General features: G+C 68.4%; 14 protein-coding genes and 1 pseudogene. 3 read left to right on the top strand and 12 right to left on the bottom strand.

All coding sequences use genetic code 11. The features are described 5' to 3' along the window. Nucleotides 1–89: 89 nt before the first annotated feature. Genes dapC through DCE93_RS04130 form a run of 4 tightly spaced genes read right to left on the bottom strand, consistent with a single transcriptional unit; the run spans nt 90 to nt 2,393 of the window. Nucleotides 90–1,205: a succinyldiaminopimelate transaminase gene (gene dapC, locus DCE93_RS04145; RefSeq protein ID WP_108594773.1), complete on the bottom strand. Its 1,116-nt coding sequence runs from the start codon at nt 1,203–1,205 to the stop codon at nt 90–92. 2 nt (nt 1,206–1,207) lie between these two features. Beyond that, a complete protein-coding gene (gene fdxA / locus DCE93_RS04140) occupies nt 1,208–1,528 on the bottom strand; it encodes a ferredoxin (RefSeq protein WP_108594772.1) in 321 nt (106 codons plus the stop codon). Between the two features lie 38 nt (nt 1,529–1,566). Further along, nucleotides 1,567–1,950 carry a hypothetical protein gene (locus DCE93_RS04135; RefSeq protein WP_108594771.1) on the bottom strand — a complete coding sequence of 128 codons (384 nt, stop codon included), beginning with the start codon at nt 1,948–1,950 and terminating at the stop codon, nt 1,567–1,569. After that, entirely contained in the window at nt 1,947–2,393 is a 447-nt protein-coding gene (locus DCE93_RS04130; RefSeq protein ID WP_133411898.1) for a hypothetical protein, read from the bottom strand. The genes DCE93_RS04135 and DCE93_RS04130 overlap by 4 nt, the downstream gene beginning before the upstream one ends. A gap of 156 nt (nt 2,394–2,549) precedes the next feature. Here DCE93_RS04130 and DCE93_RS04125 point away from each other — a divergent pair, with 156 nt between their 5' ends. Then, on the top strand, nt 2,550–3,356 hold the full coding sequence (locus DCE93_RS04125; RefSeq protein ID WP_108594769.1) for an enoyl-CoA hydratase/isomerase family protein: 807 nt from the start codon (nt 2,550–2,552) through the stop codon (nt 3,354–3,356). Nucleotides 3,357–3,417: 61 nt separating this feature from the next. Here the strand turns inward: DCE93_RS04125 and DCE93_RS04120 are convergent, their stop codons facing one another. From DCE93_RS04120 to DCE93_RS04095, 6 genes and pseudogenes are all read right to left on the bottom strand, one after another. Beyond that, on the bottom strand, nt 3,418–4,233 hold the full coding sequence (locus tag DCE93_RS04120; protein WP_168186164.1) for a M23 family metallopeptidase: 816 nt from the start codon (nt 4,231–4,233) through the stop codon (nt 3,418–3,420). A 204-nt stretch (nt 4,234–4,437) separates the two neighbouring features. Then, nucleotides 4,438–6,342, bottom strand: coding sequence for a translational GTPase TypA (gene typA, locus DCE93_RS04115; RefSeq protein ID WP_108594767.1), 1,905 nt, complete (start codon nt 6,340–6,342; stop codon nt 4,438–4,440). 232 nt (nt 6,343–6,574) lie between these two features. Then, nucleotides 6,575–8,344, bottom strand: a complete 1,770-nt coding sequence (locus DCE93_RS04110) for a dipeptide ABC transporter ATP-binding protein (protein WP_108594766.1) — start codon at nt 8,342–8,344, stop codon at nt 6,575–6,577. Beyond that, a complete protein-coding gene (locus DCE93_RS04105; RefSeq protein ID WP_108594765.1) occupies nt 8,341–9,294 on the bottom strand; it encodes an ABC transporter permease in 954 nt (317 codons plus the stop codon). The genes DCE93_RS04110 and DCE93_RS04105 overlap by 4 nt, the downstream gene beginning before the upstream one ends. Continuing rightward, a pseudogene (locus DCE93_RS04100) lies at nt 9,284–10,215 on the bottom strand (ABC transporter permease). Before DCE93_RS04100 ends, DCE93_RS04105 begins: the two are co-directional and overlap by 11 nt. A gap of 188 nt (nt 10,216–10,403) precedes the next feature. Then, on the bottom strand, nt 10,404–12,026 hold the full coding sequence (locus tag DCE93_RS04095; protein ID WP_108594764.1) for a peptide ABC transporter substrate-binding protein: 1,623 nt from the start codon (nt 12,024–12,026) through the stop codon (nt 10,404–10,406). A gap of 205 nt (nt 12,027–12,231) precedes the next feature. On the opposite strand from DCE93_RS04095, the gene DCE93_RS04090 reads away from it, so the two are divergent. Continuing rightward, nucleotides 12,232–12,996, top strand: coding sequence for a CPBP family intramembrane glutamic endopeptidase (locus DCE93_RS04090; RefSeq protein ID WP_108594763.1), 765 nt, complete (start codon nt 12,232–12,234; stop codon nt 12,994–12,996). On the opposite strand, the gene DCE93_RS04085 is transcribed toward DCE93_RS04090, so the two are convergent. Further along, nucleotides 12,942–13,397, bottom strand: a complete 456-nt coding sequence (locus DCE93_RS04085) for a hypothetical protein (RefSeq protein ID WP_108594762.1) — start codon at nt 13,395–13,397, stop codon at nt 12,942–12,944. The genes DCE93_RS04090 and DCE93_RS04085 overlap by 55 nt on opposite strands. Before the next feature lie 180 nt (nt 13,398–13,577). Here DCE93_RS04085 and DCE93_RS04080 point away from each other — a divergent pair, with 180 nt between their 5' ends. Beyond that, entirely contained in the window at nt 13,578–13,769 is a 192-nt protein-coding gene (locus DCE93_RS04080; protein ID WP_133411897.1) for a hypothetical protein, read from the top strand. Nucleotides 13,770–13,780: 11 nt separating this feature from the next. Here DCE93_RS04080 and DCE93_RS04075 read toward each other — a convergent pair whose 3' ends face one another. Continuing rightward, nucleotides 13,781–14,281 carry a COG4315 family predicted lipoprotein gene (locus DCE93_RS04075; protein WP_108594760.1) on the bottom strand — a complete coding sequence of 167 codons (501 nt, stop codon included), beginning with the start codon at nt 14,279–14,281 and terminating at the stop codon, nt 13,781–13,783. Nucleotides 14,282–14,290 lie beyond the last annotated feature (9 nt).

Genomic DNA, 14,290 nt, shown 5'->3' with positions numbered 1-14,290 from the left:
CCCACTGTTGCATCCGCCAACAGATCATTGTATCCGTTGGCGGAGATCACAACCGTACAGGGCGAAGCGATGAGGCGCACGAGTGGATGTCACGCCGCAGCGGCGGCCCGAAGTCGTTCGGAAGCAGCCTGAACCCGCTCGTCGCTCGCGGTCAGCGACACGCGCACGTGCTCGGGGTGGTGCACGCCGTAGAAGTGGCCGGGGCCCGCCACGATGCCGAGGTCGGCGAGGCGCCCGATCGACTCCCAGGCGTCACGCCCCTCGGTCGCCCAGAGGTAGAGCCCGGCCTCGCTGCGATCGATTCGGAACCCGGCGGCTTCGAGCGACGGCTTCAGCAGTGCACGACGGGCACGGTAGCGCTCCTTCTGCTCGGCGACGTGCACGTCGTCGCGGAGCGCGGCGAGCATCGCCGCCTGCAGCGGCTGGGGAACCATGAGTCCGGCGTGCTTGCGCACCGTGGTGAGGCGGCCGATCACGGTGCTGCAACCGGCGATGAAGGCGGTGCGGTAGCCTGCCATGTTCGATTGCTTCGACAGCGAATAGGCGACGAGCGTGTTGTGGCGGCTGTCGCCGATCACGCGCGGGTCGAGCAGGCTCGGCACCGGGGCATCCGCCCACTCGCCCTCCCAGCCGAGCTCGGCGTAGCATTCGTCGCCGACGATGATCGCGCCGAGTTCGGCGGCCCGCTCGTGGGCTGCGCGGAGCTCTTCGATCGTGAGCACCCTGCCGTCGGGGTTGCCCGGGCTGTTCAGCCAGACGAGCTTCGTCGCGGCCGGCCATTCTGCAGGATCGTCGGAGGCCATCGCGGTGGCACCGACGAGCACCGCGCCCATCTCGTAGCTCGGGTACGCGGCGCACGGGTGCACCACGACGTCTCCCTCGCCGAGCCCGAGCAGGAAGGGCAGGAGCGCGACGAGTTCTTTGGACCCCACCGTCGGCAAGACGTGCGCCGTGGTGAGCCCGTGGACGCCCCGACGCCGGGCGAACCAGGCGACGATCTCGCTGCGGAGCTCGTCGGTGCCGGTCGTCTGGGGATACGCGTGCGCGTCGCTCGCCTCGGCGAGGGCCTCACGTACGAGCTCGGGTGTGGGGTCGACGGGAGAGCCGATCGAGAGGTCGACGACTCCGCCCGGGTGCCTCGCGGCCCGCTCCCGGTAGGGGGCCATGAGGTCCCACGGGTAGTCGGGCAGTTCGCCGCGCGTCATGCTCAGTGCGCCTGCGGAGGGAGCACCGAGATCACGGGGTGGTCTTTCGGGATGACGCCGATCTTGGCTGCGCCGCCCGGCGAGCCGATGTCGTCGAAGAACTCGACGTTGGCCTTGTAGTAGTCGGCCCACACGTCGGGCAGGTCGTCTTCGTAGTAGATGGCCTCGACCGGGCAGACCGGTTCGCAGGCCCCGCAGTCGACGCACTCGTCGGGGTGGATGTAGAGCGAGCGCTCACCCTCGTAGATGCAGTCGACCGGGCACTCGTCGATGCAGGCACGGTCTTTGACGTCGACACACGGAAGGGCGATGACATAGGTCACGGTGGTTCGCTGTCCCTTCGGAAGGCTGGAACTCCAGTCTAGGCGTCGCGCGGCCGGGTCGAGGGCAGCGCCGGCCAGGCGACCACGAGCACCGCGATGAGGGCCGGCGCGATCGACCACACCGTGCCGGTGAGATCGCCGACGATGAGCACCGATCCGCCGGGGCCGGGCAGGGTGAGCACGGCGACGGCGACGATGATCCCGGCGCCCGCGGCGGCGGCTGCGGCACGGCCGCCGGCCACCAGACAGATCCCGAGGAGGAGCCCGGCCACACCCACGAGCGCGGCGGCGAGACCCCAAGGGACCGAGATGTCGCCGATCTGGATCGCGGCACGGTGGCCGACCGTGCCCAAGGCGCCGTAGACGAGGCCGATCAGGAACGAGACGACGATGCTGCCGAGGCGACTGCCGCGGCCCGTCATTTCGGCTGCTGGGTGACCGTGTACGACACGGTCTCGCCCTCACCGGCCACGAGCACGAGGTACTCGCCGTTCGAATACACCACGGCGCTCGCGCCCTCACCGGACAGGGTGGTGTCCTCGGTGAACCCGGCGGCCTCGAGCTTCGCGGCGGCATCGGCGACCGGGTCGGCCGCGGTCGAGGTGACCATGACCATCCACCCCTCGCTGCCCCCCGCGCCGGCGGCGAAGGCGATCTCGCCGTCGATCAGGGCGACCGATTCGGGGAAGTCGGCCGGCAGCTCGCCGCCGAGGCTCACCTCGCCGCCGGTGGCGTCTTCGACGGCGTCTTCGACGCCCTGGTTCACGAGGTCGGCGGGATTCGGGAAGCACCCGGAGAGCAGCGTCGCGGTGAGCGCCGCGAGCACCGCGGCGGTGCCCAGTCGGCTGAAGGTGGAGTGTCGCATGGCCGTCTCCTCGTGCGCATCGGTCGGGGAGGGGAACGGTGCACGGCGCACGCGGCATCCGATGACCCCAGCTCGAATTCTAGCCGCCGGGGCGCCCGCCGACGATGGCGTACCGTGGACGGGGACACGGGACGCGCCGTGCGGAGAGGACCGATGATGGCCGAGACCCCCCAGGCGAGCGGACCCGATGTGCGTGTCGAGCGCGATGGCGGCATCGCGATCGTCACGATCGATCGCCCCGCGGCGCTGAACGCCCTCTCCCCCGACGTGCTCCGCGCGCTGCACGCGGCCTTCGAGTCGCTCGCCGCCGACGGCAGCGCCGTGCGCGGAGTGCTCCTCACCGGAGCCGGCGGACGCGCGTTCGTCGCGGGCGCCGACATTCGCGCCATGGCCGACCTCACCCCCGAGCAGGGCGAGGAGTCGGCGCGACTCGGCCACCGCGTCGCCGGCGCGATCGAAGGGCTCGCAGCTCCCGTCATCGCCTGCGTCGACGGCTTCGCGCTCGGCGGCGGCCTCGAGCTCGCGCTCGCCTGCGACTTCATCTATGCGACGGATGCCTCGACCTTCGGTCAGCCCGAGGTGCGCCTCGGGCTCACCCCGGGATTCGGCGGCACCGTTCGCCTCCCCCGCGCTGTCGGCCTCGCGCGTGCGAAGGAACTCATCTACACCGCTCGGCGCATCGACGCGGCCGAGGCAGCCGCCATGGGGCTCGTCTCCCGCACCTTCGCCGACCGGGATGCGCTCTTCGAGGGCGCCCGGGCGACGCTCGCCGAGATCGAGGCGAACGCGGCACCGGCCGTCGGTATCGCCAAGCGGGTGCTCGTCGCCGCTGCCGGCCGGCGCACCGATCGCGCGGCCGAGATCGAGATCGCGGGCTTCGGCGATGCGTTCCGCACCGAGGACATGCGCGAGGGCGTCGCGGCCTTCATCGAGAAGCGCGAACCGGGGTTCACCGGCGCCTGAGCAGCGCTGTCTTCGGCGAGTGGCGCGGTAGGGCGAGGCGCGCCACCGGCCAGGCGCACGGTCAGCCGATGCGCGCCGCCAGCCAGGCGAAGCCGTCGAACCGCACGCCGTCGACCCCGAACATCTCGAGGTGCAGGTGCGGACCGGTCGACTGGCCGGTCGTGCCCACGAGTCCGAGCTGCTGGCCGGCGGCGACCTGCTGGCCGACCGAGACGGCGATCGAGCCGTACTGCATGTGCCCGTAGGAGCTCGTGACGAGTTCGCCGCCGATGTTGTGCTGCACCTCGACGTTGACGCCGAGACCGCCGCCGCTCTCGGTCGCGAGCACGACCACGCCGTCGGCGATCGACATCACGGGTGTGCCGTTGCCCGGGTTGAAGTCGACCCCGTCGTGGTTGGTCGAGCAGCCCGCGCACGGCGCCGAGCGCGGACCGAAGCCCGAGCTGCGGCGGTCGGGCGTCAGCACCGGCCAGACGATCGCATCGGTGTCGACGATCGCCACGCTGCCGACGCTCGCCACCTGCGAGACGATGGGCGGGGGCGCCGCCTCGACGTGATACTGCTCGGCGGCGAGGGTGGTCATGACCCCGTCGCTGCCGACCTCGACGGTCTGCGGCACGTATTCGACGGTGTCTTCGACGGGCGCGTACACCGAGGCGCGCGGCTCTGCATCGGTGGCGGTGATCGCCAAGGCGGGAACGCTCGTGGCGACCATCATGGCGCCCGCGAATGACATCGCGATGAGCGAGAGGAGCGGGCGCAGCGGGGTGCGCAGGCGAGTGCCCTCCGCGGCGATCGGTGCCTCCGAGAGGCTGGCGACCGGCGCGGTTCGGGCGGGGCGGGAACGGGCTGGGGCGGCCGCGCGGCGGCCGTGCATGGGGGAACTCATCAGGTGGGTGACGTATCTCAGGGTCGGGTATCGGGTCTTCAGATGCCTGGGGGCGAGGCAACCTCAGTTACGGTACGCACGGACTCTGGGAGGAACCTCCGCGCTGCATGCGCGAACCCTGCGAACGCGAACGAGCGGATGCCGCGAGGTCGTCGACCCCGCGGCATCCGCTCGTGCTGCTCGCCGGTGCGGCTAGCCCTGCTTCTTCAGGCGCGACGTCGTGCGCGCGCGAGCCGTCGCGTCGAGCTCGACCTTGCGGATGCGCACCGCGGTCGGGGTGACCTCGACGCACTCGTCTTCGCGGGCGAACTCGAGGCACTCCTCGAGCGAGAGCTGGCGCGAAGGCGTCATCGACTCGAAGTTGTCGGCCGTCGACTGACGCATGTTCGTCAGCTTCTTCTCTTTGGTGATGTTGACGTCCATGTCGTCGGCACGCGAGTTCTCGCCGATCACCATGCCCTCGTAGACCTCTTCGGTGGGGTTCACGAAGAAGGTCATGCGCTCCTGCAGGGCGATGATCGCGAACGGCGTCACGACGCCCGAGCGGTCGGCGACGATCGAGCCGTTGTTGCGCGTGACGATCTGGCCAGCCCACGCGTCGTACCCGTGCGAGATCGCGTTCGCGATGCCGGTGCCGCGCGTGGTCGTCATGAACTCGGTGCGGAAGCCGATGAGCCCGCGGCTCGGCACGATGAACTCCATGCGCACCCAGCCGGTGCCGTGGTTCGACATGTTGTCCATGCGGCCCTTGCGGGCGGCGAGCAGCTGCGTGATCGCACCGAGGTACTCTTCAGGGGCGTCGATCGTGAGGTGCTCGTAGGGCTCGTGCACCTTGCCGTCGACGAGCTTCGTGACCACCTGCGGCTTGCCGACCGTGAGCTCGTAGCCCTCGCGACGCATCTGCTCGACGAGGATCGCGAGCGCGAGCTCGCCGCGGCCCTGCACCTCCCACGCGTCGGGGCGGCCGATGTCGACGACCTTGAGGGAGACGTTGCCGACGAGTTCGCGGTCGAGGCGGTCTTTCACCATGCGGGCGGTGAGCTTGTGCCCCTTGACCTTGCCGACGAGGGGCGAGGTGTTCGTGCCGATCGTCATCGAGATCGCCGGCTCGTCGACCGCGATGATCGGGAGCGGGCGCACGTCTTCGGGGTCGGCGAGCGTGTCGCCGATCATGATGTCCTCGAAGCCCGCGACCACGGCGATGTCGCCGGGGCCGGCGCTCTCTGCGGGGTAGCGGTCGAGTGCCTTCGTGAGGAAGAGCTCGGTCACGCGCACGTTCTGCACGGTGCCGTCGTGCTTGACCCAGGCGACCGTCTGGCCCTTCTTGATGGTGCCGTGGAAGACGCGGAGCAGTGCGAGACGACCGAGGAACGGCGAGGCGTCGAGGTTCGTGACGTGGGCCTGCAGGGGGTGCTCGTCGTCGTAGGTCGGCGCCGGGATGTGCTGCAGGATCGCCTCGAAGAGCGGCTCGAGGTCGTCGTTGTCGGGGAGTTCGCCGTTGCCGGGCTTGTTGTGGCTCGCTGCGCCGTTGCGGCCCGAGGCGTAGACGACCGGCACGTCGAGGATCGCATCGAGGTCGAGGTCGGGCACGTCGTCGGCCAGGTCGGAGGCGAGGCCGAGCAGGAGGTCTTGGCTCTCGGCGACGACCTCGTCGATGCGGGCGTCGGGACGGTCGGTCTTGTTGACGAGCAGGATCACCGGCATGCGGGCCTCGAGCGCCTTGCGGAGCACGAAGCGGGTCTGCGGCAGCGGGCCCTCGCTCGAGTCGACGAGCAGCACGACGCCGTCGACCATCGACAGGCCGCGCTCGACCTCGCCGCCGAAGTCGGCGTGACCCGGGGTGTCGATGACGTTGATCGTGATCGGGCCGTCGGTGGCGTGCACGCCCTTGTACGAGATCGCCGTGTTCTTGGCGAGGATCGTGATGCCCTTCTCGCGCTCGAGCTCGTTGGAGTCCATCGCGCGCTCTTCGACGTGCGCGTGCTCGGCGAACGAGTGCGTCTGATTGAGCATCGCGTCGACGAGCGTGGTCTTGCCGTGGTCGACGTGTGCGACGATCGCGACGTTGCGCAGATCGTTCCGGGTGGCGTTCGCCATGTTTGGTCCTCGTGGATGCCGGCCGCCGCGCCGCCGTCCGAGCGCCATGAGCACGGTACGGGGACAGCGCGGAAGCACTGTGGTGAAGGTCTGTGGGAGCGCGGGATGCCGCAGTGACGGCGTGCGCCCCTCTAGCGTACCCTGCCCGACGGCCACGACGCTGGGAACGCGCGAGCGCCCGGCATCCGAATGACCGGATGCCGGGCGCTCGCGTCGTGCGGTGCCTTCTGCGCTAGGCGCCGAGCTCGATGTTCGCGCCCGGGATCGCCGCGAGCAGATCTCTCGTGTACTGCTCCTGCGGGCGGTCGAACACCTCGTCGGTGCTCGCTGACTCGACGATGCGCCCCTTCTGCATCACGCAGACGTTGTCGGCGATGACGCGCACGACCGCGAGGTCGTGGGTGATGAAGAGATACGTCAGGCCGAGCTCGGCCTGCAGGTCGGCGAGCAGTCGCAGGATCTGCGCCTGCACGAGCACGTCGAGGGCCGAGACCGCCTCATCGAGCACGACGATCTCGGGCTTCAACGCCAACGCACGCGCGATGGCGATGCGCTGGCGCTGACCGCCCGAGAGCTCGTTGGGATAGCGGCTGATGAGCGTGCGCGGCAGCGACACCTGGTCGAGCAGCTCGTACACCCGCTCACGACGAGAGGCGTTCGAGCCGATCTTGTGCGTGAACAGCGGCTCCGCGATCGTGTTGCCGATGTTGCGCAGCGGGTTCAGCGAACCGTACGGGTCTTGGAAGACCGGTTGCATGCGGCTGCGGAGGTTGAAGAGCTCCTTGCCGGTCACGCTCGCGAGGTCTTCACCGCCCACGACGATCCTGCCGCTCGTCGTTTCCTCGAGCTTCAGCAGCATCTTCGCCACGGTCGACTTGCCGGAGCCCGACTCGCCGACGAGCGCCGTGGTGGTGCCCTTCGCGATCTGGAACGACACCTTGTCGACGGCGGTGAAGTCGCCCGAACCGCGGATCTTGAAGACCTTGGTGAGGTCTTCGACCACGATCGCCGGCGGAGCCGGAGGGGCCGCCGCAAGCGCCTCGGCCCGAGCCTCGGCCGTGGCGATGAGGTCGATCGTGTCGCCCGCCGCAGCCGCCGCACCCTCGGCGATCGACGACTCGGCGGCCGCGATCGAGCCGGTCGCCTGGATGCGACGCGAAGCGAGGCTCGGCGCCGCGGCGACGAGCCGCTGCGTGTAGGGGTGCTGCGGGTTCTGCAGGATCTCGGCCGACGGACCGGATTCGACGACCCGTCCCTTGTACATGACCACGAGCTGCTCGGCACGCTCGGCCGCGAGGCCGAGGTCGTGCGTGATGAAGAGCAGGGTCGTGCCGAGCTCACGGGTGAGCGACTCGAGGTGGTCGAGGATGACCCGCTGCACGGTGACGTCGAGCGCCGAGGTCGGCTCGTCGGCGATGAGCAGCTGCGGGTCGGCTGCGAGGCCCATGCCGATCAGCACGCGCTGGCGCATGCCGCCCGAGAACTGGTGCGGGAACTGCTTCATGCGACGGTCGGCATCGCCGAGGCCCGCCTGTTTCAGCACCTCGATCGCGCGCTTCTTGACCTCTTTGCGCCCGGTCGCGATGCCGTTGGCCCTGATCGCCTCTTCGACCTGGAATCCGATCGACCACACGGGGTTGAGGTTCGACATCGGGTCCTGCGGCACGAACCCGATCTTGCGGCCGCGAACGGCCTCCATCTCCCGCTTGCCGGCCTTCGTCAAGTCTTGGCCGTCGAGGAGGATCTGTCCGCCCGAGATGTGACCGGTGCCGGGCAGGAGGTTGATGATCGCGTGCGCGGTCGTCGACTTGCCGGAGCCCGACTCCCCCACGATCGCGAGGCTCTGCCCGCGGTAGAGGGTGATGTTCACACCGTCGACGGCCTTCACGAGACCGTCTTGGGTGTTGAAGCCGACCTGCAGGTCTTTGATCTCGAGCAGGGGGCGTTCGGCGCCGTCGGCGCGTTCTGTTTGCACGTTCGATCCGTTCGAAGTCTCGATCATCGCCGTGCCCTCGCCTTCGGATCGAGCGCGTCGCGCACGACCTCGCCGAGCATGATGAAGCTCAGCACGGTGACCGACAGTGCGATCGAGGGAAGGATGAGCGTCTGCGGGGCGCTGCGCAGGTCGTTCTGGGCGGCCGAGATGTCATTGCCCCACGACATCGTCGAAGACGGGAGTCCGACACCGAGGAACGACAGAGTCGCCTCGGCCACGATCGCCGAAGCGAGCGAGATCGTCGTGATGACGATGACCGGTGCGATCGAGTTCGGCAGAACATGGCGCAGCAGAATGCGGAAACGCGACACTCCGAGCGCGGTGGCGGCCATGACGAAGTCGGCGTTCTTCACCCTGAATATCTCGGCTCGCAACACACGAGCCGTCGCCGGCCACGCGAACACACCGATCGCGAGCGAGATCACCCACACGTTCGCGTACTGGGACAGCACCGACATGACGACGACGGCGGCGAGGATGTAGGGGATCGAGAAGAAGATGTCACCCAGACGGGAGAGCACCGCGTCGATCCATCCACCGTAGAAGCCCGCGAAGGCACCGAAGATGATGCCGAGGAAGGCCACGAGGAACGTCACGATGAGGCCGACCGAGAGCGACGTCGAGGTTCCGTGAATGATCCGCGAGTAGATGTCGCAGCCCTGTTTCGTGAAGCCGAGCGGGTGGCCCTCGGTCGGGCCGCCGTTGCTGTTGGCGAGCTGGCAGTCGTTGTTCGGCGGCACCTGGGTGAACCACCCGGGGAACAGCGCCACGACGACGACGATCAGGATGAGCGCCGCGGAGATCCAGAACATCGGTCGCTTGCGCACATCGGCCCAGGCGTCGCGCCAGAGGTTCGAGGGCTTGCCGTCGGCCTTGATGGAGTCGATGGCGACGAGCTGGGTCTCTTCGAGTGGCGCAACGTAGTGCTGCTGGTCGGGTCTGGTGTTACTTGGCATAGCGGATCCTCGGGTCGAGCACGGCGTAGAGCAGATCGATCAGCAGATTCACCACGAGATAGATCAGGACCATGACGGTGACGAAGGCGACGACCGTGGGATTCTCTCCGCGGATGATCGCCTGGTAGACGGTTCGGCCGACGCCCGGAACGTTGAAGATGCCCTCGGTGACGACGGCACCGACCATCAGAACACCGAAGTCGACCCCGAGATAGGTGACGACGGGGATCAACGAGTTGCGCAGGATGTGCACGGGGACGATGCGGCTCCGGGAGAGGCCCTTGCTCGCCGCGGTGCGAACGAAGTCCTGACCGTCTGTCTCGATGACCGACGCGCGGGTCAGTCGGACGATCTGTGCGAAGCTGCCCGTCGCCAGCACGAGCGCCGGCAAGACGAGGTCCGACCATGGTGCTCCTGCACCGACGGTCGTTCTGAACCATCCGAGCTGGATACCGAAGATGAATTGCGCAACGAAGCCCACGACGAAGATCGGCAGCGAGATGAAGATGAGGCTGACGACGAGCGCGCTCGCATCGAAGAAGCCGCCCTTGCGCAGACCCGAGACGAGGCCGACGGTGATGCCGCCGACCATCAGGAAGACCGTGGAGGAGCAGCGCGAGACGCAGCGTGACCGGGAAGGTCTGAGCGAGGATCTCCGACACCGGGCTGCCCGGAGAACGAGACGCCGAGGTCGCCCCGGAAGATGTTGCCGAGGAAGATGAAGTACTGGACGAGGAACGGCTCATCCAGGTTGTAGCGCTCACGCAGCTGTTCGAGTACCGCGGGGGGCGGCGTCTTCTCGCCGAAGAGCGCGACGACCGGGTCGCCGGGCATGGCGAAGACCATGAAGTAGATCAGGAACGTGGTGCCGAGAAGCACAGGGATCGCCTGAAGGATTCGGCGCACGATATAGCCGGCCATCGATCAGGCCTCGCTGTTCGTGGATGTTGACATATTGAAGGGGACCTCACCGCTTGCGAGTTCGTCCACTCGATGCGACGCCGATCGGCAGGACATCGTGGACAACGTGGGAGTGGGGCGGCAGCCGGTCGGCTGCCGCCCCACGGGCGAGTCAGAGTCTAACCCCACTCACCCGGAACGAGAACTGACTACTCGCTCTTCGTGATCTGGTAGTAGAGCGGGACGGTGTTCCAGCCGAACTCGACGTTGTCGACCTGCTCGCCCCATGCACCCGCGGTGTTGGTGTACCACAGCGGGATGGCGGGAAGGTCCTCGAAGAGGATCTCCTGCGCCTGCTGGAAGCTCTCGATGCCGGCCTCGATGTCGGTGGCACCGAGTCCCTCGTCGATGAGCTGGTCGAACGCGGGGTTCGAGTAGTCGCCGTCGTTCGAGCCTGCGCCGGTGTAGAAGATCGGCCCGAGGAAGTTCGACAGCGACGGGTAGTCACCCTGCCAACCGGTGCGGAACGACGTCTGGATCGCGCGGTCGGTGACGGCCGTGCGGAGTTCGGCGAACGTGGGAACCGGTGCACCGGATGCGTCGATGCCGAGGTTGTTCTTCAACTGGTTCGCCACAGCGTCGACCCAGCCCTGGTTGGGGCCGTCGGCGTTGTACGCGAGCTGGAAGGAACCGCTCCACGGTGCGATCGCGTCGGCCTCGGCCCAGAGTTCCTTCGCCAGGTCGGCGTCGAACTCGAGAACCTCGGAACCGGGGATCTCCTCGGAGTAACCGGCGATGACCGGCGACGTGAAGTCGTGGGCCGGAGTGCGCGTGCCGCTGTAGATGACCTCGGTGATCTCTTCGCGGTTGATGGCGTGCGAGATCGCGGCGCGCCGCAGCTTGCCCTCTTCACCGCTGAAGTGCGCCAGGCGCTCGGGGATCGTGATCGTGGCGTTCGCCGCGGCGGGCTGGTTGACCGAACGACCCTCGAACTCCGTCTCGAACGTCTCGAGGGCGCTCTCGGGGAGGTCTTGGAGCACATCGACGTTGCCGGCCTGCAGGTCGGCGTACGCGGCATCCGTGCTGGCGTAGAGGATGACGTCGAGGCCACCGTTCTGCGCCTTGCGGGGGCCGTCGTAGTCGGGGTTCACGACGAGGTCGATCCGCTCATTGTGCTTCCAGGCGTCTTCGCCGTCGAACATGTACGGGCCGTTGCCGATGGGGCTCTCGCCGAACGCCTCGATGTCCTCGTACGCCGCCTCGGGCAGCGGGAAGAAGGCCGAGTAGCCGAGACGCAGCGGGAAGTCGGACTCGGGCTGTGAAAGCTTGACCGTGAACGTCAGGTCATCGACGACCGCGAGGCCCGACATCTCTTCGACGTTCTCTTCTGCGCTGTATCCCTCGATCGAGTCGAAGAAGTAGCTCGACAGCTGGGCGTTCTCGAGAGCTGCGCCGTAGTTCCACGCGTTCACGAACGACTCTGCCGTGACCGGCTCGTCGTTGGTGAAGGTCTGGTCGGCCTTGAGCTTGATGGTGTAGTTCTGGCTGTCTTCGGTCTCGATGGACTCGGCGACATCGTTCTCGACATTGCCCTCGGCGTCGTAGAACACCAGTCCGGCGAAGACGTGGTCGACGATGAGACCGCCGCCGACTTCGTTGGTGTTGGTGGGGACCAAGGGGTTCTGCGGCTCGGTGCTGTTCGTCGAGATGACTGCCGTCGAGCTGCCGGCGCCTCCGGTCGACTCCGGCTCGCCGCTGGTGCAACCCGAGAGCGTAAGCGCTCCCGCGGCGGCAAGAGCAATGGCGGCTACGCCGATTCTCTTGATCTTCAATGTTCCTCCTGTGGGATGTGCGACGACAGCACGGCTCGTGGCCGCGCTGGAGCGCTGGTAGATCGAGACTATGAATCCGGTCACCTCGAAGCAAACCAGATGGCCAAACCGTTACCGACGCGCAACCTACCGAGATCCCCTTCGACGAAAATCGTCTCAATCCGCACGATTCTTGCGCTTGAGGCGCTCATGCGAAGATTGCCGCATGTCATCTGCACGGCGGCTGCGACTCGAGGTCGTGATCGTGCTCGGCCTGTCGCTCGGGGCATCCGCCGTCTACTCGATCGTCTCGATCGTGGCGAAGCTCACGGCCGAGACTCCGCTCGGTGAGCAGTCCGTGGCCCTGAACCCGTCACGGGCGCCGCGGGAGTGGCTCGACTTCACCTACCAGTTCCTCGACGTCTTCTTCGGCCTCTTCGCTGTCGCTCTCGTGCTGTACCTGCTCTGGGCTCCCGGCACGAACCCGTTCCGCCGCATCGGGCTCGACCTGTCGAGGCCCGGCCGCGACGCGGCATCCGGCGTGCTGCTCGTCGTCGCCGTCGGCGTGCCGGGGCTCGCCCTCTACGCGATCGGCCGCGCACTCGGACTCACCGTCGCCGTGCAGGCTTCACCGGCCGATTGGCTGTGGTGGACCGTGCCGATCCTGGTGTTCCGGGCGCTCGAAGCCGCGCTGACCGAAGAGGTCATCGTCGTCGGCTACCTCTTCACCCGGTTCAAGGAACTCGGTGTCGGGCCATGGGCGACGATCCTGTCGAGTGCGCTGCTCCGCGGCAGCTACCACCTCTACCAGGGCATCGGCCCGTTCTTCGGCAACGCCGCGATGGGCATCGTCTTCGGCTGGTGCTACCAGCGCTGGGGCCGCACGATGCCGCTCGTCATCGCGCACTGGATCCTCGACGTCGTGTCGTTCGTCGGCTACCCGCTCGCGGTGGGGTGGTGGCCCGCGCTCTTCGCCGCGTCGACCGGCTGACCGGCCCGCTCCGGATGCCGCGTGCGCGAGCCGTGCGGCGTGCGCGGCACGTGCTCGCTGCGGCCGAGCGCCACGACGGTCGTCGGCATCGGCGGCAGGCTCTCCTCTGCCACCTCGACCCGCAGGTCGGAGTCGGTCGCGCGCACGCGCGCCATCTCGAGTCCGCTGCGCCGAGTCGGCGTGCAGACCGCGGAGAAGCCCTCGTGGCCGAAGACTCCCACGCTCGCGTAGTCGGTGATCGACTGGGCTCGGCGGAGCGCCGCGGCAGTTCCCGGATCACGCCGTTCGATGAGCCCCGCCCGCTGCTCGAGGCCCAGGCCTCGCCCGGCGAGCATCGAGGTGCCGACGAGGAAACCGACGAAGCCGACGGTCGCGAGGGTCGGAATGAGATCGAAGAGCATCGTGCCCCCCTCTTCGTTGAGAGAACCCGGGCCTTACGACAGAACCCACAGGCAAATCGAGAGAACCTCAGTGTACCCCCGGGGGCGGCGCTCGGGATGGCCCGGATGCATCCGATCGCGGGACTCGGAACCATGGAGACGTCGCGCCGACCGATCGCGGCGCGAGAGGGGAACGAGACCATGGACCTGGCTCACGCATTCGCCGCGGCCGGCCTCGCGGCACGGCGCACGGAACGCCGGCACCGCACGACGGAGGCGGAGATCCGTGCCGCGCACGCCCGTGTCACCGCGCGCCGCGCCGCGCTCGTCGCGACGCCGGCACCGCGCGACTACGCGGAGCGCGGCCGCCATGCCGCACCGCGTCCCGCGTAGCCGCGAGCGCGTCAGCCGCCGATCTTCTCGCCCGCGGGGGTGAGCACCCACCAGACGTCGCCGACACCCTGGCCGTTCGTGTCGCCCGAGGCGCCGTCGCCCGCGAAGGAGTACAGCGGCCAGCCGTTCAGTGTCACCTGGGTCGAACCGTCGACGCCCGTGATGGTGCCGACCTCGCCGGTGACGCCCTCGACCTCGGGGACGCCCGACTCCGTGGTCACGGCGGGCCAGTTCGTCGCGCACTCCCCGGCGCAGGCGCTCTCGTCGGCTCCCTTGGTGTCGTTGTCGAACATGTAGACGGTCATGCCCTCGCCATCGACCACGATCTCGCCGAGCGACGACTCGGCGGTCGTGAGTGCCCCTTGCGACGACTCCGCGCCCGTGTCGGGCGCCTCGCTCGTCTCCGACGTGCCCTCCGAGTACATCGGCTCCTGAGCCGATGGTGCGGAGCAGCCCGCGAGCGCGACGGCGAGGGTCACGACGGCCAGTCCGGTTGCAATGCGCAGCTTCATGCGAAGTCC

This window comes from Agromyces badenianii, from assembly GCF_003070885.1.
Taxonomy (GTDB): Bacteria; Actinomycetota; Actinomycetes; order Actinomycetales; family Microbacteriaceae; genus Agromyces; species Agromyces badenianii.
The sequence above is the reverse complement of the archived record's forward strand: the minus strand, read 5'-3'. Positions and strand labels throughout refer to the sequence as shown.

Bases quoted from the DNA above. Each gene is read 5' to 3' on its own strand.
- DCE93_RS04110 (WP_108594766.1), bottom strand. From the start codon at position 8,344: ATGATCGAGACTTCGAACGGATCGAACGTGCAAACAGAACGCGCCGAC.
- DCE93_RS04125 (WP_108594769.1), top strand. From the start codon at position 2,550: ATGGCCGAGACCCCCCAGGCGAGCGGACCCGATGTGCGTGTCGAGCGC.
- typA (WP_108594767.1), bottom strand. From the start codon at position 6,342: ATGGCGAACGCCACCCGGAACGATCTGCGCAACGTCGCGATCGTCGCA.
- DCE93_RS04130 (WP_133411898.1), bottom strand. From the start codon at position 2,393: ATGCGACACTCCACCTTCAGCCGACTGGGCACCGCCGCGGTGCTCGCG.
- DCE93_RS04080 (WP_133411897.1), top strand. From the start codon at position 13,578: ATGGACCTGGCTCACGCATTCGCCGCGGCCGGCCTCGCGGCACGGCGC.
- DCE93_RS04090 (WP_108594763.1), top strand. From the start codon at position 12,232: ATGTCATCTGCACGGCGGCTGCGACTCGAGGTCGTGATCGTGCTCGGC.
- DCE93_RS04105 (WP_108594765.1), bottom strand. From the start codon at position 9,294: ATGCCAAGTAACACCAGACCCGACCAGCAGCACTACGTTGCGCCACTC.
- DCE93_RS04085 (WP_108594762.1), bottom strand. From the start codon at position 13,397: ATGCTCTTCGATCTCATTCCGACCCTCGCGACCGTCGGCTTCGTCGGT.
- DCE93_RS04120 (WP_168186164.1), bottom strand. From the start codon at position 4,233: ATGCACGGCCGCCGCGCGGCCGCCCCAGCCCGTTCCCGCCCCGCCCGA.
- dapC (WP_108594773.1), bottom strand. From the start codon at position 1,205: ATGACGCGCGGCGAACTGCCCGACTACCCGTGGGACCTCATGGCCCCC.
- DCE93_RS04135 (WP_108594771.1), bottom strand. From the start codon at position 1,950: ATGACGGGCCGCGGCAGTCGCCTCGGCAGCATCGTCGTCTCGTTCCTG.
- DCE93_RS04075 (WP_108594760.1), bottom strand. From the start codon at position 14,281: ATGAAGCTGCGCATTGCAACCGGACTGGCCGTCGTGACCCTCGCCGTC.